General features: G+C 59.1%; 26 protein-coding genes and 2 pseudogenes. 10 read left to right on the forward strand and 18 right to left on the reverse strand.

What is annotated here, in order from left to right:
* Position 1: 1 nt before the first annotated feature.
* Both GQ39_RS13840 and GQ39_RS13845 read right to left on the reverse strand, forming a co-directional pair.
* Entirely contained in the window at positions 2 to 1,816 is a 1,815-nt protein-coding gene (locus GQ39_RS13840; RefSeq protein ID WP_047530756.1) for an ABC transporter ATP-binding protein, read from the reverse strand.
* Positions 1,813 to 2,853: an AraC family transcriptional regulator gene (locus GQ39_RS13845; RefSeq protein WP_047530758.1), complete on the reverse strand. Its 1,041-nt coding sequence runs from the start codon at positions 2,851 to 2,853 to the stop codon at positions 1,813 to 1,815. The genes GQ39_RS13840 and GQ39_RS13845 overlap by 4 nt, the downstream gene beginning before the upstream one ends.
* A gap of 167 nt (positions 2,854 to 3,020) precedes the next feature.
* Between GQ39_RS13845 and GQ39_RS13850 the strand changes: the two genes are divergently transcribed.
* The 5 genes from GQ39_RS13850 to GQ39_RS13870 all read left to right on the forward strand — a co-directional run bounded on the left by GQ39_RS13850 (position 3,021) and on the right by GQ39_RS13870 (position 5,991).
* On the forward strand, positions 3,021 to 3,872 hold the full coding sequence (locus GQ39_RS13850) for a 3-hydroxybutyryl-CoA dehydrogenase (RefSeq protein WP_047530760.1): 852 nt from the start codon (positions 3,021 to 3,023) through the stop codon (positions 3,870 to 3,872).
* Positions 3,859 to 4,518 (forward strand): TetR/AcrR family transcriptional regulator, encoded by a 660-nt coding sequence (locus GQ39_RS13855; protein WP_047530762.1) that lies wholly within the window; start codon positions 3,859 to 3,861, stop codon positions 4,516 to 4,518. The genes GQ39_RS13850 and GQ39_RS13855 overlap by 14 nt, the downstream gene beginning before the upstream one ends.
* Before the next feature lie 91 nt (positions 4,519 to 4,609).
* Complete coding sequence (locus GQ39_RS13860; protein ID WP_047530764.1) at positions 4,610 to 5,023, forward strand: VOC family protein; 414 nt, start codon at positions 4,610 to 4,612, stop codon at positions 5,021 to 5,023.
* 135 nt (positions 5,024 to 5,158) lie between these two features.
* Positions 5,159 to 5,587, forward strand: coding sequence for a hypothetical protein (locus tag GQ39_RS13865; RefSeq protein WP_047530766.1), 429 nt, complete (start codon positions 5,159 to 5,161; stop codon positions 5,585 to 5,587).
* 197 nt (positions 5,588 to 5,784) lie between these two features.
* Positions 5,785 to 5,991: a hypothetical protein gene (locus tag GQ39_RS13870; protein ID WP_047530768.1), complete on the forward strand. Its 207-nt coding sequence runs from the start codon at positions 5,785 to 5,787 to the stop codon at positions 5,989 to 5,991.
* A 180-nt stretch (positions 5,992 to 6,171) separates the two neighbouring features.
* On the opposite strand, the gene GQ39_RS13875 is transcribed toward GQ39_RS13870, so the two are convergent.
* Positions 6,172 to 7,098: a Gfo/Idh/MocA family protein gene (locus GQ39_RS13875; protein ID WP_047530770.1), complete on the reverse strand. Its 927-nt coding sequence runs from the start codon at positions 7,096 to 7,098 to the stop codon at positions 6,172 to 6,174.
* 186 nt (positions 7,099 to 7,284) lie between these two features.
* Complete coding sequence (locus GQ39_RS13880; RefSeq protein ID WP_047530772.1) at positions 7,285 to 7,740, reverse strand: cupin domain-containing protein; 456 nt, start codon at positions 7,738 to 7,740, stop codon at positions 7,285 to 7,287.
* Between the two features lie 375 nt (positions 7,741 to 8,115).
* On the opposite strand from GQ39_RS13880, the gene cynS reads away from it, so the two are divergent.
* The 3 genes from cynS to GQ39_RS13895 all read left to right on the forward strand — a co-directional run bounded on the left by cynS (position 8,116) and on the right by GQ39_RS13895 (position 9,640).
* Positions 8,116 to 8,583 (forward strand): cyanase, encoded by a 468-nt coding sequence (gene cynS / locus GQ39_RS13885; protein ID WP_047530774.1) that lies wholly within the window; start codon positions 8,116 to 8,118, stop codon positions 8,581 to 8,583.
* A gap of 104 nt (positions 8,584 to 8,687) precedes the next feature.
* Positions 8,688 to 8,936: a DUF2790 domain-containing protein gene (locus tag GQ39_RS13890; protein ID WP_047530776.1), complete on the forward strand. Its 249-nt coding sequence runs from the start codon at positions 8,688 to 8,690 to the stop codon at positions 8,934 to 8,936.
* Positions 8,937 to 8,977: 41 nt separating this feature from the next.
* Positions 8,978 to 9,640, forward strand: coding sequence for a carbonic anhydrase (locus GQ39_RS13895; protein WP_047530778.1), 663 nt, complete (start codon positions 8,978 to 8,980; stop codon positions 9,638 to 9,640).
* Between the two features lie 62 nt (positions 9,641 to 9,702).
* Here GQ39_RS13895 and GQ39_RS13900 read toward each other — a convergent pair whose 3' ends face one another.
* From GQ39_RS13900 to pobA, 14 genes and pseudogenes are all read right to left on the reverse strand, one after another.
* Positions 9,703 to 11,775 (reverse strand): 2Fe-2S iron-sulfur cluster-binding protein, encoded by a 2,073-nt coding sequence (locus GQ39_RS13900; protein WP_047530780.1) that lies wholly within the window; start codon positions 11,773 to 11,775, stop codon positions 9,703 to 9,705.
* Positions 11,776 to 11,850: 75 nt separating this feature from the next.
* Positions 11,851 to 12,474, reverse strand: coding sequence for a DJ-1/PfpI family protein (locus GQ39_RS13905; protein ID WP_047530783.1), 624 nt, complete (start codon positions 12,472 to 12,474; stop codon positions 11,851 to 11,853).
* 148 nt (positions 12,475 to 12,622) lie between these two features.
* A complete protein-coding gene (locus GQ39_RS13910; RefSeq protein WP_047538866.1) occupies positions 12,623 to 13,534 on the reverse strand; it encodes a LysR family transcriptional regulator in 912 nt (303 codons plus the stop codon).
* 2 nt (positions 13,535 to 13,536) lie between these two features.
* On the reverse strand, positions 13,537 to 14,454 hold the full coding sequence (locus GQ39_RS13915) for a LysR family transcriptional regulator (protein WP_047530785.1): 918 nt from the start codon (positions 14,452 to 14,454) through the stop codon (positions 13,537 to 13,539).
* 154 nt (positions 14,455 to 14,608) lie between these two features.
* Positions 14,609 to 14,752: pseudogene (locus tag GQ39_RS31500) on the reverse strand (glutathione S-transferase C-terminal domain-containing protein); the annotation flags it as partial.
* A 52-nt stretch (positions 14,753 to 14,804) separates the two neighbouring features.
* Positions 14,805 to 15,689, reverse strand: coding sequence for a transcriptional regulator CynR (gene cynR / locus GQ39_RS13920; RefSeq protein ID WP_047530787.1), 885 nt, complete (start codon positions 15,687 to 15,689; stop codon positions 14,805 to 14,807).
* A gap of 267 nt (positions 15,690 to 15,956) precedes the next feature.
* Entirely contained in the window at positions 15,957 to 17,177 is a 1,221-nt protein-coding gene (gene arsJ / locus GQ39_RS13925) for an organoarsenical effux MFS transporter ArsJ (RefSeq protein WP_047530788.1), read from the reverse strand.
* Positions 17,178 to 17,186: 9 nt separating this feature from the next.
* On the reverse strand, positions 17,187 to 18,191 hold the full coding sequence (locus GQ39_RS13930; RefSeq protein ID WP_047530790.1) for an ArsJ-associated glyceraldehyde-3-phosphate dehydrogenase: 1,005 nt from the start codon (positions 18,189 to 18,191) through the stop codon (positions 17,187 to 17,189).
* Positions 18,192 to 18,373: 182 nt separating this feature from the next.
* Positions 18,374 to 19,090 carry an arsenical resistance protein ArsH gene (gene arsH, locus GQ39_RS13935; RefSeq protein WP_047530792.1) on the reverse strand — a complete coding sequence of 239 codons (717 nt, stop codon included), beginning with the start codon at positions 19,088 to 19,090 and terminating at the stop codon, positions 18,374 to 18,376.
* Positions 19,083 to 19,217: pseudogene (locus tag GQ39_RS33340) on the reverse strand (arsenical-resistance protein); the annotation flags it as partial. The pseudogene GQ39_RS33340 and the gene arsH, both read right to left, overlap by 8 nt.
* Positions 19,218 to 19,263: 46 nt before the next feature.
* Positions 19,264 to 19,635, reverse strand: coding sequence for a metalloregulator ArsR/SmtB family transcription factor (locus GQ39_RS13940; protein WP_047530794.1), 372 nt, complete (start codon positions 19,633 to 19,635; stop codon positions 19,264 to 19,266).
* Between the two features lie 553 nt (positions 19,636 to 20,188).
* A complete protein-coding gene (locus GQ39_RS13945) occupies positions 20,189 to 21,364 on the reverse strand; it encodes a methyl-accepting chemotaxis protein (protein WP_052193583.1) in 1,176 nt (391 codons plus the stop codon).
* 43 nt (positions 21,365 to 21,407) lie between these two features.
* Positions 21,408 to 21,644, reverse strand: coding sequence for a twin-arginine translocase TatA/TatE family subunit (gene tatA / locus GQ39_RS13950; RefSeq protein WP_047530796.1), 237 nt, complete (start codon positions 21,642 to 21,644; stop codon positions 21,408 to 21,410).
* 61 nt (positions 21,645 to 21,705) lie between these two features.
* A complete protein-coding gene (pobA, locus tag GQ39_RS13955; protein WP_047530798.1) occupies positions 21,706 to 22,893 on the reverse strand; it encodes a 4-hydroxybenzoate 3-monooxygenase in 1,188 nt (395 codons plus the stop codon).
* A gap of 202 nt (positions 22,894 to 23,095) precedes the next feature.
* Here pobA and GQ39_RS13960 point away from each other — a divergent pair, with 202 nt between their 5' ends.
* Together GQ39_RS13960 and GQ39_RS13965 are read left to right on the forward strand one after the other, a co-directional pair.
* Positions 23,096 to 23,986 carry a helix-turn-helix domain-containing protein gene (locus tag GQ39_RS13960; RefSeq protein WP_047530800.1) on the forward strand — a complete coding sequence of 297 codons (891 nt, stop codon included), beginning with the start codon at positions 23,096 to 23,098 and terminating at the stop codon, positions 23,984 to 23,986.
* A gap of 209 nt (positions 23,987 to 24,195) precedes the next feature.
* Positions 24,196 to 25,131, forward strand: coding sequence for a SphA family protein (locus GQ39_RS13965; RefSeq protein ID WP_047530802.1), 936 nt, complete (start codon positions 24,196 to 24,198; stop codon positions 25,129 to 25,131).
* The last annotated feature ends 16 nt before the right edge of the window (positions 25,132 to 25,147 follow it).

Raw genomic sequence — 25,147 nt, forward strand, 5'->3', positions numbered from 1 at the left:
GTTACCGATAACCCCTTGCCTGCAGATCGAACAACTGCGCATAGCGCCCGCCCTGGGCCAGCAGATGCTCATGATCGCCGCGCTCGAGCACCTTCCCCTGATCGAGGACGATGATGTGATCGGCGTTGCGCACGCTGGAAAAACGGTGAGAAATCAGCAAGGTCATGCGGTCCTGGGTGTGCTGGCTGAAATGCTCGAACACCGCGGCTTCCGCCGCCGGATCGAGCGCCGAGGTCGGCTCGTCCAGAATCAGGATATCGGCATCGCGACGCATGTACGCGCGGGACAACGCGATTTTCTGCCACTGCCCGCCGGACAGCTCCTGGCCACCGGCAAACCAGCGCCCCAGTTGCGTGGCATAGCCGCGATCCAGACGCTCGATAAAGGGCGCGGCCATGCCCTCGGCAGCGGCCTCCTGCCAGCGCTGTTGATCGTCGAACGCCAGGGTATCGCCCACGCCGATGTTCTCGCCGACGGAGAACTGGTAGCGAATGTAATCCTGGAAAATCACGCCGATACGCCGACGCAATGCGTCCTCCTCCCAGGCCTGCAGGTCGCTGCCATCAAGCAGGATGCGCCCCTGATCGGGCCGGTATAAGCGGGTCAACAGTTTAATCAGTGTGGTCTTGCCCGAACCGTTCTCCCCCACCAGCGCCAGGCTGTGGCCGGGGACAAGGTGCAGATCGATGCCTTCCAGCGCCGCACGACTGGCGCCCGGGTAACGAAAACCGACATTCTCGAAACGCAAGCCATCGCCGGGCACCGCACCGACGGTGAGGTGGCCCGTGTCGACCACCACGGGTTCGGCCAGGTATTCGTAGAGGCTCGAGAGGTAGAGGCCATCTTCGTACAGACCGCTGATGGCGCTCAGGCTGCTGCTCACCGCCGTCTGACCCTGTTTGAACAACACCAGGTACATGGTCATCTGTCCGAGGCTGATGCTGCCGTGCACGGCATCGACCACCACCCAGGCATACGCCAGATAAAACGCCCCGGTGCCCAGCAAGCCGAGAACGAATCCCCAGCCATCGCGGCGCAGGGTCAGGCGCCGGTCTTCGGCGTAGAGACGGGCAAACGTATCGCGATAGCGCTGCAACAACAGCGGCGCGAAACCGAACAGTTTGACCTCCTTGATGTAGCCCTCGTGGGAGAGCAGCGTCTCGATGTAGGTCTGTTGCCGACTCTCTGGCGCACGGCGGGTAAACAGGCGAAAGGCGTCTCCGGAAAAATGCGCCTCGGCAAAGAACACCGGCAGCGCCCCGACCACCAACAGCACCAGCGCCCACGGCGAAAAATGCACCAGCAGCACGCCAAAACTGATCAACACGATCAGGTTCTGGATCAGCCCCAACGACTTCATCACCAGGGCCAACGGTCGGGTCGAGGCTTCGCGGCGAACCCGCACCAGCTTGTCGTAGAACTCAGAATTCTCGAACTGCACCAGCGACAATGTCTGGGCCTTTTCCAGAATCATCGTGTTGACCTTCTGCCCCAACTGCACGCGCAGCAGCGACTGCTGGACCGACAGCGCGCGCTGGGTGGCGGACAATAATGCCAACACACCCGCCTCCATCAGCACATAACGCACCACCGGCCACAACGGCGCACTGCCCTGTTGCGCATGCAACTGCATGGCGAACACCACGGCGTCGACGATGCGCTGCCCCAACCAGGCCGCGAGCGCTGGAAGAACGCCGGCAATCAGCGTCGCCAGCACCAGGCCGAGAAACAACCCGCGCGAGGTACCCCAGACCAGCAGCAGGGCACGTCGGGCCTGGTCGAGCAGTGAGGTGAAGCGAATCAGCAAGGCGCTCACGCATCGGACTCCACTGAAGTGCCGGCCCGCTCCCCCTGATACCGGGCCCGATAGCGCCCCGGGCTCTCCCCCGTCCACTTCTTGAACGCGCGGTGGAACGCACTCGGTTCCTGAAAACCCAGCTGTTCGGCGATGTCGCTGATGCTTGCCCGACTTTCACGCAATTGCTCGAACGCCACGGCACGCCGTACTTCGTCTTTGATCTCTTGATAGGAACACCCTTCACGCTCGAGTTTTCGGCGGAAGGTGCTGGGGCTCAAATGCTGTTCGAGGGCGAAGGCCTGCAGGGTCGGCCAATCACTGTAATGGCTGCTGCGCAAACGCTGATGCACCTGGGACGCCAGGCCATGCTGGTTGCGGAAGCGGATCACCAGCCATTGCGGCGCGGTGCGCAGGAACACTTTGAGCGAAGCCAGGTCCTGAACCACTGGCAGACGCAGATAGTGACTGGCGAATTCTATTTCGGTGCGCTCGACGCCAAAGGTCAGATTCGGCCCCCAGAGCAGTCGGTCATCGCTCAGCGGCAGACGCTTGTGGCGAAAGTCGGCACGGTCGATCGGGATGCGCCGGCCACCGAGCCAGCACAGCAGACTGATCATCAGCACCAGGTACGTTTCTTCGCCGAAGCGGCTGGCGTCTTCGTTGGCCGAATGGCTGTCAAGGCTGATGACGGCGCGTTTGCCGCGCACGGTCAGGGTGCCGCGAAAGTCGCGCAGGAACAGACCGAAATTGACCAGGCACTGGCGCATGGCCTTGTGCAGGTCGGGTTCCTGAATCAATGCCCGACAAATCAGGGCGAAAGCGCCCGGTGGCATGCCATGGGAGTCGAGTCCGAAAAACTCGTCGTTCAACTCGCGGATCTGGATCAGCCACAAAGCCGCAAACGCATTGGCCGGCACCCGCGCCATGGGCTGCCGGATCACCGCCGGATCGATGCCGGCCTGCTCAAGCACGGCCCGCACCCGCTGCGGGTCGTCCCCTATCCCGTGGAGCATTGCCTGTACGAAGTAGGCGGCCACTGAGTCCTTTTCCCGCATGTGAACGCTTCTCTCCCCATCACCCGAAATGGCAAAAAACATCAGTGCCGTTGAACAGTTTCGGCATAGGACAACCGCCCTGCCAGCTCTAGACTCCGGGCCAATAGTACGCCTTCGGCAATCACGGCGGCCAAGGTATCGCAAGGTTTGACTGGAAGGACGGCAAGATGAATCTGCAAAACATTGGCGTGATCGGCGCCGGCACCATGGGTAACGGTATTGCGCAAGTCTGCGCCCTGGCCGGTTTCAGCGTGACCTTGATCGATATCTCCGAGAGCGCGCTGCAAAAAGCCCTCGCCACTGTCGGCAAAAATCTCGATCGGCAGGTCGCCAAGGAAACCCTGACGCCGGAGCAAAAACTCGCCGCCCTCGACAAGATCCGCACCAGCACCGAATACGCCAGCCTGAAAGGCGCGCAACTGGTGATCGAAGCGGCGACCGAAAACCTCGATCTGAAACTGCGAGTGCTGCAACAGATCGCAGCCCAGGTCAGCGCCGACTGCGCGATCGCCTCCAACACCTCGTCACTGTCGATCACCCAACTCGCCGCCAGCGTCAGCCAGCCTGAGCGTTTCATCGGCCTGCACTTCTTCAATCCGGTGCCCGTGATGGGCCTGATCGAAGTCATCCGCGGCCTGCAGACCAGCGACACCACCCATGCCCTGGCACTGGAAATGGCGACCAAACTTGGCAAAACCGCGATCACCGCCGGCAACCGTCCGGGTTTTGTGGTGAACCGGATTCTGGTGCCGATGATCAACGAAGCCATCCTGGTGTTGCAGGAAGGCCTGGCCAGCGCCGAGGACATCGACGCCGGCATGCGCCTGGGCTGCAACCAGCCGATCGGCCCGCTGGCTCTGGCGGACCTGATCGGCCTGGACACCCTGCTGGCGATCATGGAAGCCTTCTACGAAGGCTTCAACGACAGCAAATACCGTCCGGCGCCGCTGCTCAAGGAAATGGTCGCCGCCGGTTACCTGGGACGCAAAACGGGGCGCGGCTTCCATGCCTATGCCTGAGCGTTGCTCGCGTTTCGCCGAATACCGGGACAAGGTGCTGGAGCTCTTTGCCAGCAAAGGTTTCGGTCAGGTCGGCATGCGTGAGCTCGCCACGTGCCTGGGGCTTTCCCCAGGCTCGTTGTATCACCATTACCCGAGCAAACAGCACTTGCTGCTCGATCTGATCGAGGAGTTCTACGAAGAGCTGTTGGCCACCCTCGGCCGTATCGAGAAAAAAGCCCCGGCCAGGCGTGATCGACTCAACAATCTGATCCGCGCGCACTTGAACCTGCATCGCGACATGCCATGGCATTTTCGTCTGGCAGAGCGCGACGGCGGCTGCCTGAATGAAGAGCAACAGGTACGGGTTCAGCATTTGCGCGAGCAATACGAGCGCAAGTTGCTGCTGATGCTCGGCGCGCGCTCGCGGTTCAGTGAGGCGGGCCAGTTGGCGGCCGGGCACGCCATTGCCGCGCTGCTTAACAGTGCGCCCACCTGGTTGACCTCGCACACACTCGATGAGCGCGAGCACGACGAGCTTCTGGAAAGCATGGTGAGCGGCGCCATCGAACGCCTGCTGGCGCCACGCCGCGCGAGCGAGGCAATAAGCCTGGCCTCGTCTATCGAGAAAACATCTAAAAAAATCCAGGCTCCCGCCACGATTTAGCGCTTTGCTTGCCGGGTCAATGCCATCGGAATTTTGCCGTCGAACGCAACGTCCAATCCGATGCGCACCTTCAATGACCGGGAGCCGAACCATGAAAATCAATCCCTACCTCATCTTCAATGGCGACTGTAAAGCCGCGTTCACCTTCTACGCCCAAAGCCTGCAAGGCCAGATCGAAGCCATGATGACTTTCGGTGAAACCCCTGCCGGCGAACACATGCCCAAAGACCTGCACAACCTGATCATTCACACCCGCCTGCTGGTGGGCGATCAAGTGCTCATGGGCTCGGACACCACGCCCGATCGCCCGGTGGACGACATGAGCGGTTGCTCGATTTCCCTCAACGTCGACAGCATCGCCGAGGCCGAGCGGGTCTTCGCCGCACTGTCGGAGGGCGGCAGTATGCAAATGCCCCTGGATGCCACGTTTTGGGCGGCCCGTTTTGGCATGCTGGTGGACCGTTTTGGCGTGTCATGGATGGTCAACTGCGAAAAGGATCAGTGAGCACGCCCTGCTGATCGCGATGCTCAAGGCATGAAAAAGCCCGACCGGCAAAGGTTGGGCTTGCTGGCAACTCTCGGGCCGTCTGCTACCGTCAAATAGTCACCCGCATAGCAGCGACCTTTCGGAGGATCCCCTATGCCAGTCCATGACCTGTCATGGTCCACACGGTTGAAACTGTCGCTTCTGGCTGGCGGGCTCATCGCCACCCTGCTGGCTCTCGGCGGGTGCGCAACCGTCGACGCCCAAACGACCGCTTATGTCGGCGTCGAGCATCCCGCGCCAACACTGCCCAGTGAAGTGGTCGTACTGCGTACCGAGCCGCTGCGCCCGCATGTTCGATTGGGTGAAATATTGATTGACGCCAGCGTCGATCCCGCGCCCCCCATCACCCAGGTAGAAGAAAAACTGCGGGATGAGGCGGCCAAGCTCGGGGGCGATGCGGTGGTGGTGGTCTATGACCATATTCAACCGGTGGGCGCTTATGTCAACGGGCCACTATGGGCTCGCGATGTACAGACCATTGAGGGGCGCAAGCTTAAAGGGATCGTCATCAAGTACCGATAGTGTGGTCCTGCGCCGAGTGGCCAAGGCAACCTTTCGTCGTAAATGAAAACGGAACGACACCTGGGCCCCCTGTCTGGCTTAGGGTTTGCAAAGGCCCGACGTAGCACCCCAGAACGACATAATTCTGACGCGGCTGCGCCTCAATTCAACGCTTAAGGACGCCAGCGATACGCTTGGTCAGTCACCGGAGATGTAACGTGTCAACTCTCAATGAAATCGCAGCGAACCACGCGAGAATGGCCAAGGCAAAGGAAGAAGAGTCGACCGGACTGAGTGAGCGACAGCTCCATGTGGTGGGCAGTATCGAAATCCAGTCCGTGGATGCGCAGCAGCATGTGCCACTGCACCTGATCGCTGGCACGCAGGACAATAACCTTGGACAGGCGATCAGCTACTCACTCTGACTGCGGTGAACGTTGCGCATGCCCGACAGTGTTCACACCGGGGCATGCGACGATGCCAGACATTCAGGGCGAGGAAATCAGCCCATCGCCCAGCAACGGACATACCTGTCTTGCACGAGGCAAACGCCAGTCGCAAACCGTCCGGCGTGGAAGCTTTATCACGGTAACGGCTGGCGGCCGCTAGTCAAAGAACGGCTCAACCTCCGTCCGGCTGCCGACAAAGAAGCTGTCGGCCACCAGTCGCAGCGGCTGGAGGTCCAGGTCACTGGCTTTGTCGGCAATCAACTGCTGAAAATGTCGATACACCGCCGCGTACTCGCCCTCCTCCGACACGGCCTGGCGCACGCCATCAATACTCAAGCGCGCCCCCCCGTTGTCCAGTCGCAGGATACCTTCGGTGCAACGAATCTCGATGCTCCAGAGCTCGTCATGTCCGTGGTCGAAATCGAACTCCGCGCGAACATCGAGGTGGCGCGCGTCAGACATTTTGATGGAAGCGGCGATGGGCGACTGGCAGTTTGCGGGGACTCGCAGTTCGGCTGACTCAACGAACAGCGGCAGCGCCAGCAGATGGGTGGCAATCGACAAGGCGTTGATGCCCGGATCGAAGACGCCCAGGCCACCAGGTTGCCAGATCCATGCCTGGCCGGGGTGCCATTTGCGAACGTCTTCCTTCCAGTCGATCTGCACGCTTTGCAGGGTTCGGGTGGCCAGCCAGTCACGGGCGGCTTCGATGCCGGGCGCATAGCGTGAATGCCAGGCGAACAGTCCGCTGACCCCTTGCTCCTCGGCCTGATCCACCAATGCCATCGCTTCGCCCAACGTGGCGCATGGCGGTTTTTCCACCAGAACGTGTTTGCCTGCGGCCAGCGCCTGTCGGACCAGAGCGAATCGCCCTTGGGGTGGCGTGCAAAACGCTATCGCATCGACATGCGGGCCGCGTTCGAGCAACTCGCTCAGGGACTGAAAGTTCTCTACCCCGGCGCAGGACCGCCCTTGCGTGGCGACCGACACTAACTGGAACGCGGGATTGGCGTTGATGGCTGGAACATGTTGATCCTGGGCAATCTTGCCGTAGCCCACCAGACCGAGACGGATCGGTTGCATCAATGACTCCTGATTTTTTTGTACTTATGGGTTGGCCGGGATTGAACCATTGTTTCTCTCGACTGGGTAATTTTCGGCTGCCTTGAAGGCCGGCTTTTTCTTCCTGACGCTCCCTTCGCCAGCGCTCAAATTGGCCCGTGGCGGTTGCCTGGAGGTCGTGCCCGCCAGGCAATTGGCGCAGGCCGCTTATTTTTGCAAAACAACCAGCGGAGTGTCCTTCTTGACGATGTAGGTCGCCAGTTCCGAACCGGCGGTCGTGCCGATGTTCGTCGCGGTGTGGGCGGTTCCTTCCGGAATGTACAGCGAGTCACCGGCGTTGAGCGTCACCGGTGGCTGCCCCTCGAGCTGATACTGAAAGGTGCCACTGATGACGTAAGCCACTTCCACACCGGGGTGCGAATGCCTGGGTGCTGCGACCCCCGGCTCGAAGTCAACGCGGACCTGGATCACTTCGCGGTCGGAAACGCCCAGATCACGTTTCACCAGATCCGTGCGATGCAGGCCTGTCTGCCAGCTTTTCGCCGCAGACGTCTCGTGAGCCGCTTCAGCCTGTGACATCCCCGCGAATGCACAAAGGGACACGGCGGCGGCCAGGGCGGCAGCAAACCTGCCGAGCGTCTTATGGGTATTGAAACGAGGCATTGAATTTCTCCGGTCAGTGCACGGTAAACGCCGAGGCGGGTTTCGCTCATGCAGTGAGTCCATTTCGAGTCAACGGTGTATCTCCCACATGTCCGACTGACCGGTTTTTGTATGCCGAGGTCGCTGGCGACACTGGAGATACACAGCAATACAAACCCACTGGGCGCGTGCGTTTTCCGGCTTTTTCCCCGCGATCCACACCTTCACGCATTCGCCTCGGTGCGGGGCCAACAGCAGCGCGCACTCCGACCGGCAACTATAGGCAAGACCTATGCAAAGGATTGCATATCGGTCTTGGACCCTATCGAACAAACGACAGAAGATTGTTTCACACCCAAGCAACACCCAACCAGCAACCCCGACAGGAGATTCACCATGCAACAGTCTCACGCTTACAACGACACCAGCCTCGAACTGACCGCCAAAATTCTGGACGCCAAGGCTCGCAAAAACCTGTCCTTCGAGGACCTGGTTGAAGGCACCGGCCTTGGCCTGGCTTACGTCACCGCCGCTCTGCTCGGTCAGCACCCGCTGCCAGAAAACGCGGCGAACGTGATCGGCAAGAAACTGGACCTGGACGCCGATTCGGTAGCCCGCCTGCAAATCATCCCGCTGCGCGGCAGCCTGTCGGGTGTGCCGACCGACCCGACCATCTACCGCTTCTACGAGATGATCCAGATCTACGGCACCACCTTGAAAGCCCTGGTTCACGAACAGTTCGGCGACGGCATCATCAGCGCCATCAACTTCAAACTGGACATGAAGAAAGTCGAAGACCCGGAAGGCGGCCACCGTGCGGTGATCACCCTCGACGGCAAGTTCCTGCCACTGCGTCCTTTCTAAGGATCTAACCGGACCTGTCATTCGGCCCGCAGCCTTTGTGGGCCCGCTTCAAAACCGACCGAACCCGCTTCTATCAATCAGCCCATTGGAATGGAGGACTCGTCATGCAAAAAATTCTGTTTCTCGCCCTGTCCCTGACGGCCTCGCTGTCAGCCTACGCACAGGGACCGGTGGTCGCACCAGAAGCCGTTCCCTATGCCTACGGCATGCATCTGGATATCGCCAAAGTGATCAACATCACCCCGGCCGCGGATGTCTGCGGTCCGACGCCCGTGCAGATGACTTACAAGGATTCCCACGGCGATACCCGAACGCTGGAATACAACGTGATCGGTGCCGGCTGTACCAACTGATCGTCACTCAATCATCACGCAATCAATGAAAGGTACGCATCATGAAAGCGCTCATCGAAGGTTTTTTGAAGTTCCAAAAGGAAGCGTTTCCACAACGGACGGACCTGTTCAAACACCTGGCCACCACGCAACACCCAGGCACGTTGTTCATCACATGTTCCGACAGCCGCGTGGTACCGGAGCTGCTGACCCAGCAAGAACCCGGTGAGCTGTTCGTCATTCGTAATGCCGGCAACATTGTGCCGTCCTACAGCCCGCACCCGGGTGGCGTGTCGGCCACTGTCGAATACGCCGTGGCCGTGCTGGGCGTGACCGATATCGTGATCTGCGGCCATTCCGATTGCGGTGCCATGACCGCCGTCGCCAAGTGCACATGCATGGATCACCTGCCAGCCGTGGCCGGCTGGTTGCAACATTCCGAATCGGCCAAAGTCATCAATGAGTCGCGCCCTCACGCAGATGAAGCCGCCAAAGTGAGTTCGATGGTGCGTGAAAATGTCATCGCTCAACTGGCCAACATCCAGACCCACCCGAGCGTGCGCCTGGCCCAGGAAAAAGGCCGGCTGAATCTGCATGGCTGGGTCTACGACATCGGGACCGGTTCGATCGACGCCCTGGACGCCGACAACAAGACGTTCAAGTCCCTGGTCAAGCACCCGACGACCTGCGCCGTGCAGGCCCGTCCCGAAAAAGCCGTTGCCTGATCAGGCACTGACTCCAGCCGCACGCAACAGGCTTGAAGGATGAACGGCCGATGGCACAAGCCTCACAAATCCAGCACCAGGGGGGCATCGCCTTCCCTGGTTTGCGCCGGCACTGCGCAGCAAATCAGCACGTCCCCTTCGGCCGGCATTTCAGCCGGCAGGTTCAGATAATGTACGTGCCCGCTGATCAGTCTGGTGCGGCAGGTACCGCAGGAGCCACCCCGGCAACTGAAGTCCGGGTTCAGGCCACGGCTTTCCGCCAGCTCCAGCAAACTCCCGCCGCCTGGCTCCCAACGCGCTTCCTTGGCTGAAGCGGTAAACAGCACTTTGACCGGATGGCTCGCCGCCGGTATTTGCTCGACCGCCGGGGTCAGTTGATCCCGCTGGCGAATCAAGGTCGAAGGTCCGAAAGTCTCGGCGTGAATACGATCATCACCAATGCGCAACGCGCGCAGGCCGTCATACAACGCCTGGGTAAACGCCCCGGGACCACACAGGTAAAAGTCGTAATCATCCAGGGGCAGCAACGCTTTGAGCAGTTCGACATCGACACGCCCCGCCACTTCAAAGTCCTCACCGACGCGGGCATGGGTCTCCGGCTGACTGAGCAGACGCAACGCATGAATTTTATCTTTGGCGCGGGTGGCCAGTTCATACAACTCGTCGCGAAAGCCCAAGTCGGCCAGGCTCCGCGCACTTTGAATGAACCAGGTCGGGCGAGTGCGACGTATGCGTTCCCCTTGATAGATCACCTCGCGCAGCATCGACAGCATGGGGGTCACGCCCACGCCTGCGGCCAACAGCACCAGCGGACGATGCTCGTCCGCCTGCACCGTGAAGCGGCCCTGAGGAGCACGGGCTTCGATCAGGTCCCCGACCTGAATCCGCTCATGCAAGTGCGACGAAACCCGTCCGTCACGCTTGACGCTGATGCGGAAAAAACTATCGGAAGGTGCGCTCGACAGGCTGTAGGTCCTGACCAGCGGCGCTTCACCCTCGGCCACGCCAATGCGCACGGGCAGATGTTGACCCGCCTCGAAGCGCGGCAAGCCGGCGCCGTCGTCAGGTTCAAAGTAAAACGAACGAATCGTGCTGCTTTCATCAACGATGCGGGTCACCCGCAATTGTCGCCATTGATCGCGCAAGGCGTCGGCCTGCAAACGGCCTGCGGCTTGCTCCCAACTGCCGGTCATCAGGCTATTGGGCGAAAACCCTTCGAAGCGCCAACGCACAGCCAACACAGCGGCTCGCCGCACGACATGCTCCACGGTCAGCGTCCATAGCCGCTCGGCCCCCTGGAACGCGGCGATTTCCGGGGCCTCAAGAATGACTTCGGTACGCCCGGCAACTTGCAGCATATCGCCTGTTTCAAAATCGACGAACAGCAGCCCGGCTCGCGGGTTGAGCAAAAAATTGCCCAAGGTGTTGAAGTGCAGATTGCCGGCGAAATCAGGAATGGTCAGCACATTGCCTTCAATCCTGACGAAACCCGGATTGCCTCCCCGGTGCGAGACATCCACCGAGCGTTGGGTGACATCGCCGTCCAGGTCCACGTAGCTGGCCACAAAGAACGTATCCGCCTTGCCGATCGTTTTCCGGGCAGCTTCATCGAGCTCATTGAAACACTCTGCCCGGGCGCTCGACGAGCAGTGTCCAAGGCTCACCGGATCGACCTGGCGCAACTGGATGTATTGCGGGCAATTGCCGAAACTGTGCACCACAGAAACGCAACAACCGCCAGAAGAGGCGGTGCTGATGTTGCCGTTCATGCGATTGCGCCTTCGTGTCTTCAGGTCGATGCCGAGTAACCCTACGGCGGCGCCCGTTCGCAGTGCCGGTTTGACTGGATCACTGTCCGCCGGCAGGCGATCGAGTTGCAGCACCCGTGGATCCGGGGAATGGGCAAAGCCTGGAGGGCCTTCGATCAGGGTGGCCCAAGGTATGCCTTGCTCATCGACGGCGCCCAGTACCAGATAAGGTAACTGGCTATAAAACAAGCGGTGCTGGTCGGGCATGTAATCGCGTATGACCCTGCGTCCGTTTGCCTCCATCACCTGGGCGACGCCAACGCTTTCCTGTAAGTGCAACTCGCCTGCATGCCAGGGCGATGCCCCCGGCCCGTCTGTCTGACTCATGATCACCTCTACGTTTTTCCATTCGTAAACAGGTGCATCTCGCGCGCAAAAAACGAGCGATGGTCTGCATGGGTTCTACGGCACTTGCGGCGCCTCGTACCAATCACGGCCGGGTGTGGCAAAGCGCATTTTTTGACGGATGAACGCGGCATTTTCGACGCTGGTTATTTGCTCCAGCAGCACGAACGCCACTTCGGTGGCAGTGCCCGGCCCGCTTGAGGTGATGATGTGGTCATCGACCACGACAGGCCGATCGACGAAGCGGGCCCCGGTTTCCACCAGTTGGTTTTTCCGTTTGCCGCCCTCCTGGTGGTAGGTCGTCGCACTCCTGTCACGCAATACGCCAGCCACACCCAGGCATATCGATGACACGCACACACTGGCCACGGGTTTTCCGGTTTCGACGAAGTGACGGATGGTCGACAGGAAGGGTTCGCTCAACGCTTCCTCATAAAAGCCTGCCGGTTCGAAACCACCCGGCAATGCCAGGGCATCGAAGCCACTCACGTCCAGGTCGCTCAATAAAAAACCGGGGATGAGCGTCAGACCAAAGGTGGTCACGATTTTTGCGCGAAGGCCGGCGTTGACCAATTCAACGGGTTGGTCCCCGAGCAGATTGGCCCAGCCAAGCACATCGGTGAAAGCCGCCATTTCCAGTGGCTCTACGCCGTTGGCCAGTAACATGAGCACGCGTTTCATCGGATCCGAGCCTCTGCTGCATGGAGGGGTTTAACAGTGAGTGCTCATGCTCTGCCATAACCGCCATGGAGAGAACGACCAAAAAAAGCAATCCACTGTTTCGCCTGCTGAAATGGCGGGATCGACCGCCAGGTCACGCTGAAATCGCTCAAAGAGCATCCGGCCGCAGGGCTGGATGCTCACGGAGCCCGTCGACGATGTAATCGACAAAACTGCGCACCCGCATCGAGGCCCTGCGCCTTTCGCGATACACCACATGCACCGGCAAGGCCGGCAGTTCAAAAGGTTGCAAGACCCGTTTCAATCGTCCGCTGTTCAAATAGTCGAACAACGGATAGCTCAAACAACGCGTCAGACCGGCACCATGGGCCGCCGCATCGATGGCCGCCTGTACCGTGGCACAACTGACCCGCGACCGGGCCTTGATGTTGTTGGGCTCGCCCTGCGCCTGAAAGTCCCATTGGACCTTGTCCCTGTAGGCCTTCGTGGCGATCAGTCGATGACGCTTGAGGTCTTGCGGTACATCGGGTTCACCGTGAGTGGCAAGGTAGGCAGGACTGCCGCAAACGATGGAGCGCACATGGCCAACCTGCCGAGCGATCAATGACGAACTCGGCAAATGCCCGACCAACACCGCGACGTCCAGCCCCTCTTCATTCATGTTCGGAAAGCGATCATGGTAATGGGCGAACACTTTGACTTCGGGATACGCCTCCATGTAACCCGTCAGCAAGGGGGTCATGACATAACGGCCGAACAGCAGCGGCAGCAGCACCGTCAGGTTGCCCTGCGCTTGAACGTGCGAACCTTTGGCCGAGGCCTCGGCCTCATCAACCGCCTTGAGGATGCGGGAACAATCGGCCATGAATGCCGTACCCGCTTCAGTCAATGTCACCCCTCGGGTACTGCGCACTAACAGCGGCACACCCAGGCGCGCCTCCAACCGGGCGATGGCGCGCACGACCGTCGGGCCGGAAACGCTGAGACGACGTGCCGCCGCGGCAAGGCTGGGATGCTCCGAGAGCGCCTCGAACACGATCATTTCATGGTAACGGTCCATCATTACGCACGCTTGCCGACAGGTCTGAGCGCCGGGTCGTTCCCCAGTCGTTCGGCCAGGAAATCCACGAAGGTACGAACCTTTGCGGGCACGCGATTGTTTTTCAGGTACACCACCTGGATCGGCAACGCAGGCGGTTCAAACGCCTCAAGCACCACCTCCAGTTCACCTGCGGCAACCTGGCTGGCCACTTGATAGGACAATACCCGGGTGATTCCCCACCCCAGGCAAGCCACATTGATCGCCGCCTGATTCGCAGTGACCACAAGCCGCGGGTCAAAGCGAAAGCTCAAGGGGTTGCCGTCGCTCTCAAATTGCCAATCACTGAGCAGATGGCTGGCCGAAGACATCACAATATTGGCCGATCTCAACTCTGCGGGGTGAAGCGGCCTGCCGTATCGTTCAAAGTACGCCGGCGCCGCGCATATGACCTGCCGCACCTCACCGACCTTGATGGCGTGCTGATTGTTCTCGTGCAAATGGCCAATGCGAATGGCTACGTCGATGCCTTCATCGACCATGTTCACGACACGGTCAACCAGCAAGGCGTTGAGATGCACCGAGGGAAACTGGTCCAGATAACGGGCCAGCAGTGGCGCGATGTATAACTCGCCAAACAGCACCGACGCCGTGACTGTCAAATTCCCGCAGGGTATCGAATAACTGCCGGCGGCGGCCTCCTCCGCTTCCTCGACCTCACTCAGGATTCGCCGGCAATCTTCCAGATAGCGTTGCCCCGCTTCGGTGAGGTGCAGGCTGCGGGTCGTTCGAGAGAGAAGGAGTGTGCCGATTCGCTCTTCCATCGCGGCGATGGCACGGGTGACGCTGGGAGGAGAGATATTCAGGCGCCGGGCGGCGGCGGCAAATCCTTCCTCCTCGGCGACCGCCATGAAAATCTGCATTTCTTGAAAGCGATCCATAGACGACTCTCTCTCCAATGAAAGTACAGCGCGGTATCTGGCTGCCGATGCGTGCAGACTCGATCTGCCAGTATTGTCGGCTGCATCGATTTTCGCACGCGCCGTCGGGCTGGCCGGTTTGACAGGACGCAATCCAGGGAAAAACCACGTGGGTGTAGGCGGCAATGTCGGCGACCGTCGGCTTGTCACCGGCCAGGAATGGACGTTGGCCCAGCTCGTCCTCCATGACTTCAAGCAAGCCATGGGAGCGTTTGATGGCGTCTTCGGCGTCATAACCGGCGCCAGATACGGTGATCAACCGTGCGTTGGCAGGCCGAGTTCACCCATCGTAATGATCGCTGTGCACGGCTCTAATCGCCCACCGTGGCTCCTGACACCAATTCCATGAAGGCGACGGATGCTGCGCTGTGGTAGTTGTTTTTGCGCCGCAGTAACGCCGCTCCGCGTCGAGGTCCGTTGTCCATCAACGCGAGCTTGCGCAGGGCGCGGTCCTGGGTAGCGATCGGCTCGGGAAGAATGGTGGCGATCGCCGTGTGCCGGATGACTTCCAGCAGTGTGTTGACCGAGTTGACCTCGATCGCCACCTTCGGCGTGATCCGCGCGCTTGCAAAGTACTCATCGATACAGACGCGAGTGACGAAGTCCGGCGTCAACAGGGCAAACTCCAGTTGAGCAACCTGCTGGGCCGTCAATGGCGTCTTGCAGTCGTACAGCGGGTGATCGCGCCCGACCATCAGCCCCAGGGTTTCAATAAAAGCCGGAATCGATTCGATGTCCGCGTTTCTCACTTGGTCAAATGCGATCGCGATATCCAGCGAATCCTCCGCCAACCCGGTTTCGATATCGTCCATCGACAATTCAAAGATTTCCAGATGGATGTTGGGATAGCGGTTTTTGTAGTCGCGTACCAGTGGCCCGACGAGATACGCCATGAACGTCGGTGTCATGGCCAGGCGCAAGGTGCCCCGGGACAAGTCCTTCACATCGTGCAGTGCGCGCTTGCCAGCTGCCAACTCCACCAGCACGCGACGCGCGCATTCGATGTAGGCCTGCCCCGCGTCGGTCGGTTTCACGGACCGTGATGTTCGGTCGAACAGCACAACGCCGAGCGACTCTTCCAGTTGCCGGATCTGTTGGGACAAGGTCGGTTGGGAAACATGCAACGCCTCGGCGGCGCGGGTAAAGCCACCGTTATCCGCGACGGCCAGTAAATAGCGCAAATGTCGTAGCAGCATGTGGGTTCCCCTTCGATAGGCTCTGCTTATGCGCTGCATTGTATTCGCTCCTGGACGCTATCGGTCAGTCGACAGCAGATGACGACAACCCCAGGGGCACGGCCTGGACTGAACACAGAAGCCATTGCCACTTTTAACGCACACGCGCTGTGCGGTCCTTGCAGGGAAACGAAATAACTTACGACTTTGATTTATTTGTAATCGGTACAGGTTCCGGCGGTCCCGACGCCGGCGACATCATTCGTCATAGCGTCACGGAGCTGACCTTTACATCGCCTCGGCATGCCTCGGTAACCCTATGGAGATCAGTGCTGCGAGCAACACGAATGCGCTCGATATCCACAAGCACGCACCCATCCCATACACCTGATAAACCCAGCCGGAGAGCACCGTGCCTGCCAACCGTCCCATGGCGTTGGACATGTAGTAAAACCCCACATCCAGCGACACGCCGTCTTCCTTGGCGTATGACACGATCAGGTAGCTGTGCAGCGAAGAGTTCACCGCGAACAGCGCACCAAAGACCATCAATCCACCGAGCAACACCCCCTGTTGCGACAGCCCGGTATTGAGCCCCAGAGCAATGGCCGCAGGCAGGCCCGCCAGCGCCAGCGCCCACAGAAACGCCGCACGGCCATCGGGTACGTGCCCACGTGTCTTGCCGGTGATGGCGGGTGCAAAGGACTGGACGATGCCGTAGCCAATCACCCAGGCCGCCAGGAAGCCCCCGACCGCCCAGAAGTCCCAGCCGAACACGCTGCTCAGGTACACCGGCAAGGCCACCACGAACCAGACATCGCGGGCGCCGAACAGGAACATCCGCGCCGCCGAGAGGATGTTGATTGCCCGGCTCTTGGACAGGATGTCGCGAAACCTGGGCTTGGCTTTGGCCTTGCCCAGGTCCTTCCTCAACAGGATCAGACTGCTGATCCAGATCAGCGCCAGGACACCCGCCATCGCCAGCAAGGCACCTTTGAAGCCGATCGATGCCAGCAAGGCCCCGCCCAGAAAGAAGCCGACGCCCTTGAGTGCGTTCTTCGAGCCGGTGAGGATCGCCACCCACTGGTAGAGCTTGCCCTGCTGCCCCTCCGGAACCAGAAGCTTGATGGAGCTTTTGGCGCTCATCTTGTTCAGGTCTTTGGCAATCCCCGACAGCGCCTGAGCCCCCATCACCCACGGGATGGTCAGCCAGGCGCCAGGCACCGTCAGCATCAGCAGCGCCGCGACCTGAAGGCCCAGCCCGATGTTCATGGTCCGGTTCAGTCCCAACCGGGCGCCGAGGTAGCCCCCCACTAGGTTGGTGATCACGCCAAACAGCTCGTAGAACAAAAACAGCGCCGCGATTTGAAGGGGGCTGTAGCCCAACGCGTGGAAGTGCAGCACCACCAACATGCGCAAGGCGCCGTCGGTGAGGGTGAAGGCCCAGTAATTGCCCGTGACCAGCAAGTACTGCCGCACCGGCGGAGCGAGGGCTGACAACGCTTTCATGACCGCTCCTCAGACTGCCAGACCAACCATTCTGGCCAGTTCGACGGTGCGATTGGCATAGCCCCATTCATTGTCGTACCAGGCATAGAGTTTGACCTGGGTGCCATTGATGACCATGGTCGACAGCGCATCGATGATCGATGAGCGCGGGTCGGTACGGTAGTCGATGGACACCAGTGGACGCTCCTCGAAGCCGAGGATGTCTTTGAGCTCGTTCTCGGAAGCGTCCTTGAGCAGTTGGTTCACCTCTTCGACCGTGGTGGCTCTCTCGACTTCAAAGACACAGTCCGTCAGCGAAGCGTTGGCCAATGGCACGCGTACGGCATGGCCATTCAGGCGCCCACGCAGCTCCGGGAAAATTTCGGCAATGGCGGTGGCCGAGCCGGTGCTGGTCGGAATCAAACTCATCCCCGAGGCACGCGCTCGGCGCAGGTCCTTGTGCGGCTGATCGAGAATGCTCTGGGTGTTGGTCAGGTCGTGGATGGTGGTGATCGAACCGTGGCGAATGCCCAGTTTCTCGTGGATGACTTTCACCACCGGCGCCAGGCAGTTGGTCGTGCATGAAGCGGCGGTGACGATGCGATGTTCCGCCGGTTTGAATAGCTGATGGTTGACGCCCATGACAATGTTCAACGCGCCCTTCTCTTTCACTGGCGCACTGACCACCACTCGCTTCACGCCTTGGTCCAGGTAAGCCTGGAGCACCGCAACCGTCTTCATTTTGCCGCTGGCTTCGATCACCAGATCACAGCCCGACCAATCGGTGTCGGCAATCGCCTTATTGGCCGATACCTTGATTCGTTTGCCGTCGATGACGATGCTGTCGCCCTCGGAATCAGCCTGGTAATGCCAACGACCATGTACCGAGTCGAAATTAAGCAGGTGCGCATGAGTCGCCGCGTCACCCGCTGGGTCGTTGATCTGCACGAATTCAAACTCTGGCCAGCTCCAGGCGGCTCGCAGCGCGAGACGACCGATCCGACCGAAACCATTGATGCCAACTTTGATCGTCATGTTGTGGTGCTCTGTGTCTGTTGTCAGTGGGCGTTCGACCGGGTGTCGAACCGGGCGATGTTTTCAATAGGGGCAGGATGCTGAATCGCTTGTGGACGCAACGACCAAACCGGTAAGGGCGCCCGTCTTCCCTGGGCACGGGGCAGTACGGAATATGGGTGTTGTGGCACGGCGAAAAAGCCTCAGATGGAGCGCTGATTAACACGTTTCATGAGTTCTTCCGCCGACTCCTTGCGCTCGGAATAACGATCAACCAGATAGTCCTGACGGTCGCGAAGCAGCAGCGTGAATTTCACCAACTCTTCCATCACATCAACGACACGGTCGTAGAACGGAGAAGGTTTCATCCGGCCGTTATCGTCGAATTCCATATAGGCCTTCGGCACGGAGGATTGGTTAGGGATGGTGAACATGCGCATCCAACGTCCCAGCACTCGCAGCTGATTGACCACGTTGAACGACTGCGAGCCACCGCACACCTGCATGACGGCGAGGGTTTTGCCCTGGGTCGGGCGTACCGCGCCCATCGCCAGTGGCACCCAGTCGATCTGCGCCTTGAAAACCGCGCTCATGGAACCGTGGCGTTCTGGAGAGCACCAAACCTGCCCCTCGGACCACAGCATCAGCTCGCGCAGCTCCTTCACACGTGGGTGATCATCCGGTGCGTCATCGGGCAGCGGCAAACCGGACGGATTGAAAATCCGCGCCTCGGCGCCGAAGTGCTCCAGCAGTCGAGCGGCCTCCTCGACCAACAAGCGACTGAAGGAGCGCTCACGGGTCGATCCGTAGAGCAGCAAAATGCGCGGCTTATGGGTGGAGGTCTTCTCGATACCCAGCTTGTCAGTCGATGGGAAATCAACCAGTTCGGTATCGAGTTGGGGGATTTGGTCATCAAACATAGTCTTTGTCCTGCGCAATGGCGCTCTTGGATTCATCGAACCAGCGGCGTTTCAGCCAAAGGGCCACACCGACCAGGGATATCAGTACCGGCACTTCCACCAATGGGCCAATCACCGTGGCAAACGCAGAGGAACAGGATTTTCATCGAGCGATCTCGTATTCGAAGGCGCAATCAGGCGATTTTGCTTGCACAGCACACGGCTGCACGTTCAGGACGATCACCCATTTCATCAAGGCGTTTGGCATCAGGGCTCAGCCAATGCTTGTTGCTTTCCAGCACGGTGGTCAGCACTTGATGAACCCAGTCAGGGAGGTTCGGGTGCAGGCGGTAATACACCCATTGACCTTGGCGACGGTCCGACAACAAGCCACACGTACGCAATTGCGCCAGGTGCCTGGAGATTTTTGGCTGGCTTTCGTTCAACGCGCAGGTCAGCTCGCACACACAAAGCTCTCCTTCACGGGTAATGAGCAGCATGGTGCGGACACGGGTGTCGTCAGCCAGGCATTTGAAAACAGTGGTCGGTGTCAGGTGGTCGGCCATATCGATGCTCAGCGTTTGGTTTCACCAGGATGAATATCTTGATGCGCTCATGAATGTCGTGAAGGGTGCCGGCGCTTGCGGGTCACTGCGAAATCTCAACTCATATACGATTTAACGAATATATGTTTTTACGTATATAAGGTAAATGCAAAGAAACGAAATATTTCCTCAAGGCGCCTGTTCCTGAGGATCACAGTCAGCTCAAAGCCCTGATTTTAAGGCGATCGGCAGGCTAGCCCCTGGCGAAATGCTTTGGATATATGGGGGAAATTGAATATTAGAAAGCTGTAATGAGTCAGTCGCTCACACAGAAACAGTCTCACGCCTGTTCGCATCGGCTAATGATGCCTGCGCGAGTGCGCCCAATGTACCCACCTGCCGAACACGGCAGGTGGGTACAGATCCGATCGACACGAACAATGTTGAGCAGCCGAAAGTGGCCAAACCAAAGCCATCAACATCGGGAACGATCAATCAACACGGCTGCCGCAGGTGACTGGCCTTGGGGATATTCAACGTCTAAGCGTGATGACTGGCTGCGCAGCATAGATATTCATTTTTCCAGCTCGGTGAGTACCCCGACCACCAGGTGCAGGCTTTTACCCGCACTTTCAGTGCGTCGCACGTTTTCCTGATTGCTCGCAGAAATCACCACCAATTCGCTGAGGTTGCGTGAAATATCTTCGGTGACCAGCGTCTGTTCTTCGGCCGCAACGGCGATCTGCTGGTTCATATCACAGATGGTCTGCACCGCGTCGGTTACGCCGCCCAGAATCTTGCCGGCAAGCTGGACCTGATCAATGCCGCTCTCGATGCTGCGCTTCCCACTCTCGATGGCTTGTACCGCACTTTCTGCGCCCTTTTGCACGGTGGCGATGATGGTGTTGATTTCAGCCGTGGACTGGGCAGTACGTTGTGCCAGGTTGCGTACTTCATCGGCCACGACGGCAAAGCCTCGCCCCTGCTCGCCGGCCCTGGCAGCTTCAATGGCGGCGTTCAGCGCCAGCAGGTTGGTCTGTTCTGCAATGCTGTGGATGACCGCAAGCACCTCACCGATTCGCCCACTGTCATCTGCCAGGCGATGGATGACTTTAGCCGTGTTGGTGATTTCATCGCGGATGTCGTTGATGCCGTTGACCATGCCTACCATGGCTTTTTCGCCTTGCTGGGTAGCGTTTTCGGCATCGTCGGCGGCGCGTGCAGCTCGCGTGGCATGGCTTGCAACTTCTTGCGCGGTGCTGGCCATTTCTTCCATCGCAGTAGCGACCTGATCCAGGCGCAGACTCTGGTCTTGTATGCCTTGACCCAATTCGATTGCGATCGAATTCAGCTCGCCACTGGCCGCATCCAGCTGGCGGGTACTTTGCTCCAGGCGCATGGAAGTTTCCAGGCGCACATCACGCAAAGTATCCGCGGCCCATTGCAGGCTACCCGCCAGGTCTATCCGGGCATTGTTTGCCCGTTCAGCGCCATGGCTTCTATCCAACCGCTCAATGCATTCGAGCAAATGACCCAGTGGCGCGAATAACACACGGTTGAACAACCACATAGCCAGTAACCACGCCAGCCCACCAACGGCCAGAAGTGCCAGGGCTCCCGTGAACCATGTCGGTTCAGACAGGACGTTAGTGAAAAAGTAGACACAGAGCGGCACCGATAGCATGACCAACAACAGGCTGGCCCCTATCGACGTCAGCACCTGTGTGCGTATCGAACGCTTGAACAACATGAACGCGGTCCTCGGTAAACGAAGGGTGTAAATCGAGAAGCGATTAATGGCCCAATGGTGCCTGTCCACTTTGTGTCAGCGGAGTTTGTGCGGTATCGCTCTGCACCCGCGCCGACGTTGCAACCTGAGGCTGCGCCTCGTCGTCGCTGCTCATCGAGCGGCGAAAACCCTTGATCGTCTCGCCCAAGTCGGATCCCAGGCTCTTCAGGCGTTTACCACCGAACAGCACCGCCACTACGAGCAAGAGCACCAGCCAGTGTTTCCAGTCGAACAGGCCCATCTCCACCTCCTTATTTATGATTTAACGCCCACCACTTGACGGTGGGCGCGGTAGAAGTGGATTACTCGATGTCTTCGTAGGGCAGGCCCACGTAGTTCTCTGCGATGTTGACCAGACCGGCGTGTGAGTTGAAATAATATTCACGGTCGGCTTGCTGCATCTTCTGGTCCCACGCGTCCTTGTGATCGCCGAAGTCGTGCAGCAGGTTGGTCATGAACCAGCTGAAACGCTCCCCCTTCCAGACACGGCGCAGTGCCAATTCGGAGTATTTCTCCAACAAGTCCGTACGCCCTTCCTTGTAGACCTTGACCAGGATGCGATACAGGTAGCACACGTCCGAGGCGGCCAGGTTCAAGCCCTTGGCACCGGTTGGCGGCACGATATGGGCGGCGTCGCCGAGCAGGAACAACTTGCCGTACTGCATCGGCTCGACGACGTAGCTGCGCAACGGCGCGATGCTCTTTTCCAGCGAAGGACCGGTCACCAGCTTTTGCGCCACGTCCTGTGGCAGACGTGCCTTGAGCTCATCCCAGAAGCGTTCGTCGGACCACTCCTCGACCTTGTCGGTCAGCGGTACTTGCAGGTAGTAACGGCTGCGGGTCAGCGAGCGCTGACTGCACAACACAAAGCCACGGTCGTGGTGGGCATAGATCAACTCGTGGTTGACCGGCGGGGTGTCGGATAGCAGTCCCAGCCAACCGAATGGATACACGCGCTCGTAGTGGGTGAGCACCTCTGCGGGAATGCTCTGTCGGGCAACCCCGTGGAATCCGTCGCAACCGGCAATGTAGTCGCAATCGATCCGATGAGTCTGGCCATCCTTTTCGTAGGTGACGTAGGGACTTTCGCCCTTCATTTCGTGCGGTTGCACATTCGCGGCTGAGTAGATGACTGGAGCGCCACTGGCGGTGCGAGCGTCCATCAAATCCCGGGTCACCTCGGTCTGGCCATAGACCATTACCGTCTTGCCGGCAGTCAGCCCCTTCAGGTCAACACGCACGCGCTTGCCGGAAACCAGCAACTCAACGCCGTCGTGGACCAGGCCTTCGGCATCCATGCGTTCGTGGACACCGGCTTCGCGCAGCATGTCGACAGTGCCTTGCTCCAGCACCCCGGCACGAATACGGTTGAGGATGTATTCAGGCGTTTGACGTTCGATAATGACATTGTCGATACCGGCCTTGTGCAGCAATTGGCCCAACAGAAGACCGGAAGGACCAGCACCGATGATAGCGATCTGAGTTTTCATTATTTTGGCTTCTCGTAAGCACTCCAGCCGATGCGGAACAGCGGCCGGATGTTTTAGATTTATTCTTCCCTTGCATTTTTACTGACAAATTTTCGAAAAACAGGGGATAAAACCCACGAGAAATTGCACTTTTAGTAATTCGGTTCGATTATCGATTAACGCACTACTTCCTCGTATTAACTCCCGGCAGGTCGGTTGAACAATGAAAACAGGTCTCACTAACATCCCTGTATTTAAGTTGTACGGAGAAAGCCAGACGTGGCCAACGTCCGACTTGCTGCACTGTGAGTCCATTCCCAAACGTAGCAGCCTGCATCATTGGGAGATCAAGCCACACCGCCATGCCGACCTGTTTCAGCTGCTATATGTCCAGCGCGGTCAGGCCGTGGTCGAGATCGAGGGCAAGCGCAGTGATGTGCTGGAAGCGGCCATTCAGGTCGTCCCGCCCATGACGGTGCATGGCTTCCATTTCTCAGAAAACATCGAAGGCTACGTCCTGACCCTGAGTGCTCCCCTGGTCGCCCGGCTGGAGGCGCAAATGGGCGCCCCCCTGACTGTTTTAGCCTCAACGGGTTGTTACCCGGTCGGACGCGAGCGCCGCTATCTGACGCCCCTGTTCACCGCACTCCACCACGAATACCTGAACAGCGCGCCGTCCCGTGACCTGCAACTGCACTCGTTGGTCAGCGTACTGATGGTCTGGATCAGTCGACAACGACAAATGAAGACCTCACCACGCAACCTTGGCGAACGCAATCAGCACATGCTTGGCCACTTCATCAAGTTGATAGAGCAGCATTACCGCGAGCACCTTTGCGTCGATACCTTTGCTCATCGCATCGGGCTCTCCAATGTGCATCTCAATACCTTGTGCCGGGAACTGACAGGGCAAACGGCGCTGCAAATGATTCACCAGCGTGTGATGCTGGAAGCCAAACGAAGCTTGATTTATACAAACATGAGTATCAGCCATCTGTCCGATCATCTCGGCTTCAGCGACCCCACCTACTTCTCGCGCTTTTTTCGCCGCCTCAGTGGCCAGACTCCGAATGCCTTCCGCCATGCTGCCAGGCATGGCGACAGCGAGACCTGAACATTCGAACTTTCCGCGGCCAGCCGAATTCTCTTAACAAAAACCGCCGACAGCGTCGGAAGAAGAGATTTCAATCGCCCCGATTAATTATCAAGTCATTGATTTTAAACGAAATAATTAATCATTTGAGTTGGCACGATAGTTGAGAAGCGACCTTGCGGGAATTCATATCCCGCATCGTTCACAACAATAAAAAGGCTGGACTTCTCATGCGTCAAACACTCACTCACTGCACTTCCCTTGCCTTCGGCGCTGGCCTGCTCCTGGCCGGCAGCACATCACTGGTTCAGGCTACCGAAGGCGGTGTCTCCTCTTGGCCAATGGGTATCGAAATCTACGGCATGGGGGTTCTGCCGCCACCGGGTACCTACGGGCAGCTGTTCGTCGGCAACTATATGGCTGACACCTTGCGCGATAACGCGGGCGACAAAGTGGCCGACATCGACCTGCGCGTCACGACGCTCGTGCCACGGTTTGTCTGGGTCACCGAGCAGCAAGTATTCGGTGGCAACCTCGGCTTCCACGCACTGCTACCGCTCAATGACATACGGCTGAACATCAAGGACGGCCCGCACGAACGCAAGCGCGGCCTGGGCGACGCTCACCTGGGTCCGGTGATCGGGTTCCACCACAGCGACAAGTTCCACACCGCCATGGGTGTCGACTTCGTGGTGCCTACCGGCGGCGAGTATGACAAGAACGACTTGGTCAACCTCGGCACTAACTACTACACCGTACAAGCGGTATATGCGATGACCTACATGGACCCGGCGGGTTTCAACGCTGATATGCGCCTGATGTACGATTACAACTTCGAAAACCAGGACACCCACTACCAGTCCGGCCGCGAGCTTCATGCCGACTACACCCTTGGTTGGGGCCTGGGCAATGGCTGGGTACTGGGCATCGGTGGCCACGCCTACAAACAAGTGAGCGATGACCAGTGCAGCGCCGCTCATTGCGCCGCCGCAGCCGCTGTCGAGGCCGCTGACGGCAACCGCGGCAGCTCCTTCTCCGTCGGCCCGGCCGTTCAATACGCGAGCAAGGATGGCTGGTTTCTCAGCGCCAAATGGCAAGATGAATCCGGCGTACGCAACCGTGCCGATGGCCAGACCTACTGGCTGAAGTTCACGATCCCGCTCTGAGCCTGACCCGACGCCA

This window comes from Pseudomonas sp. 11/12A (assembly GCF_000800055.1).
GTDB classification, from domain to species: Bacteria; Pseudomonadota; Gammaproteobacteria; order Pseudomonadales; family Pseudomonadaceae; genus Aquipseudomonas; species Aquipseudomonas mohnii.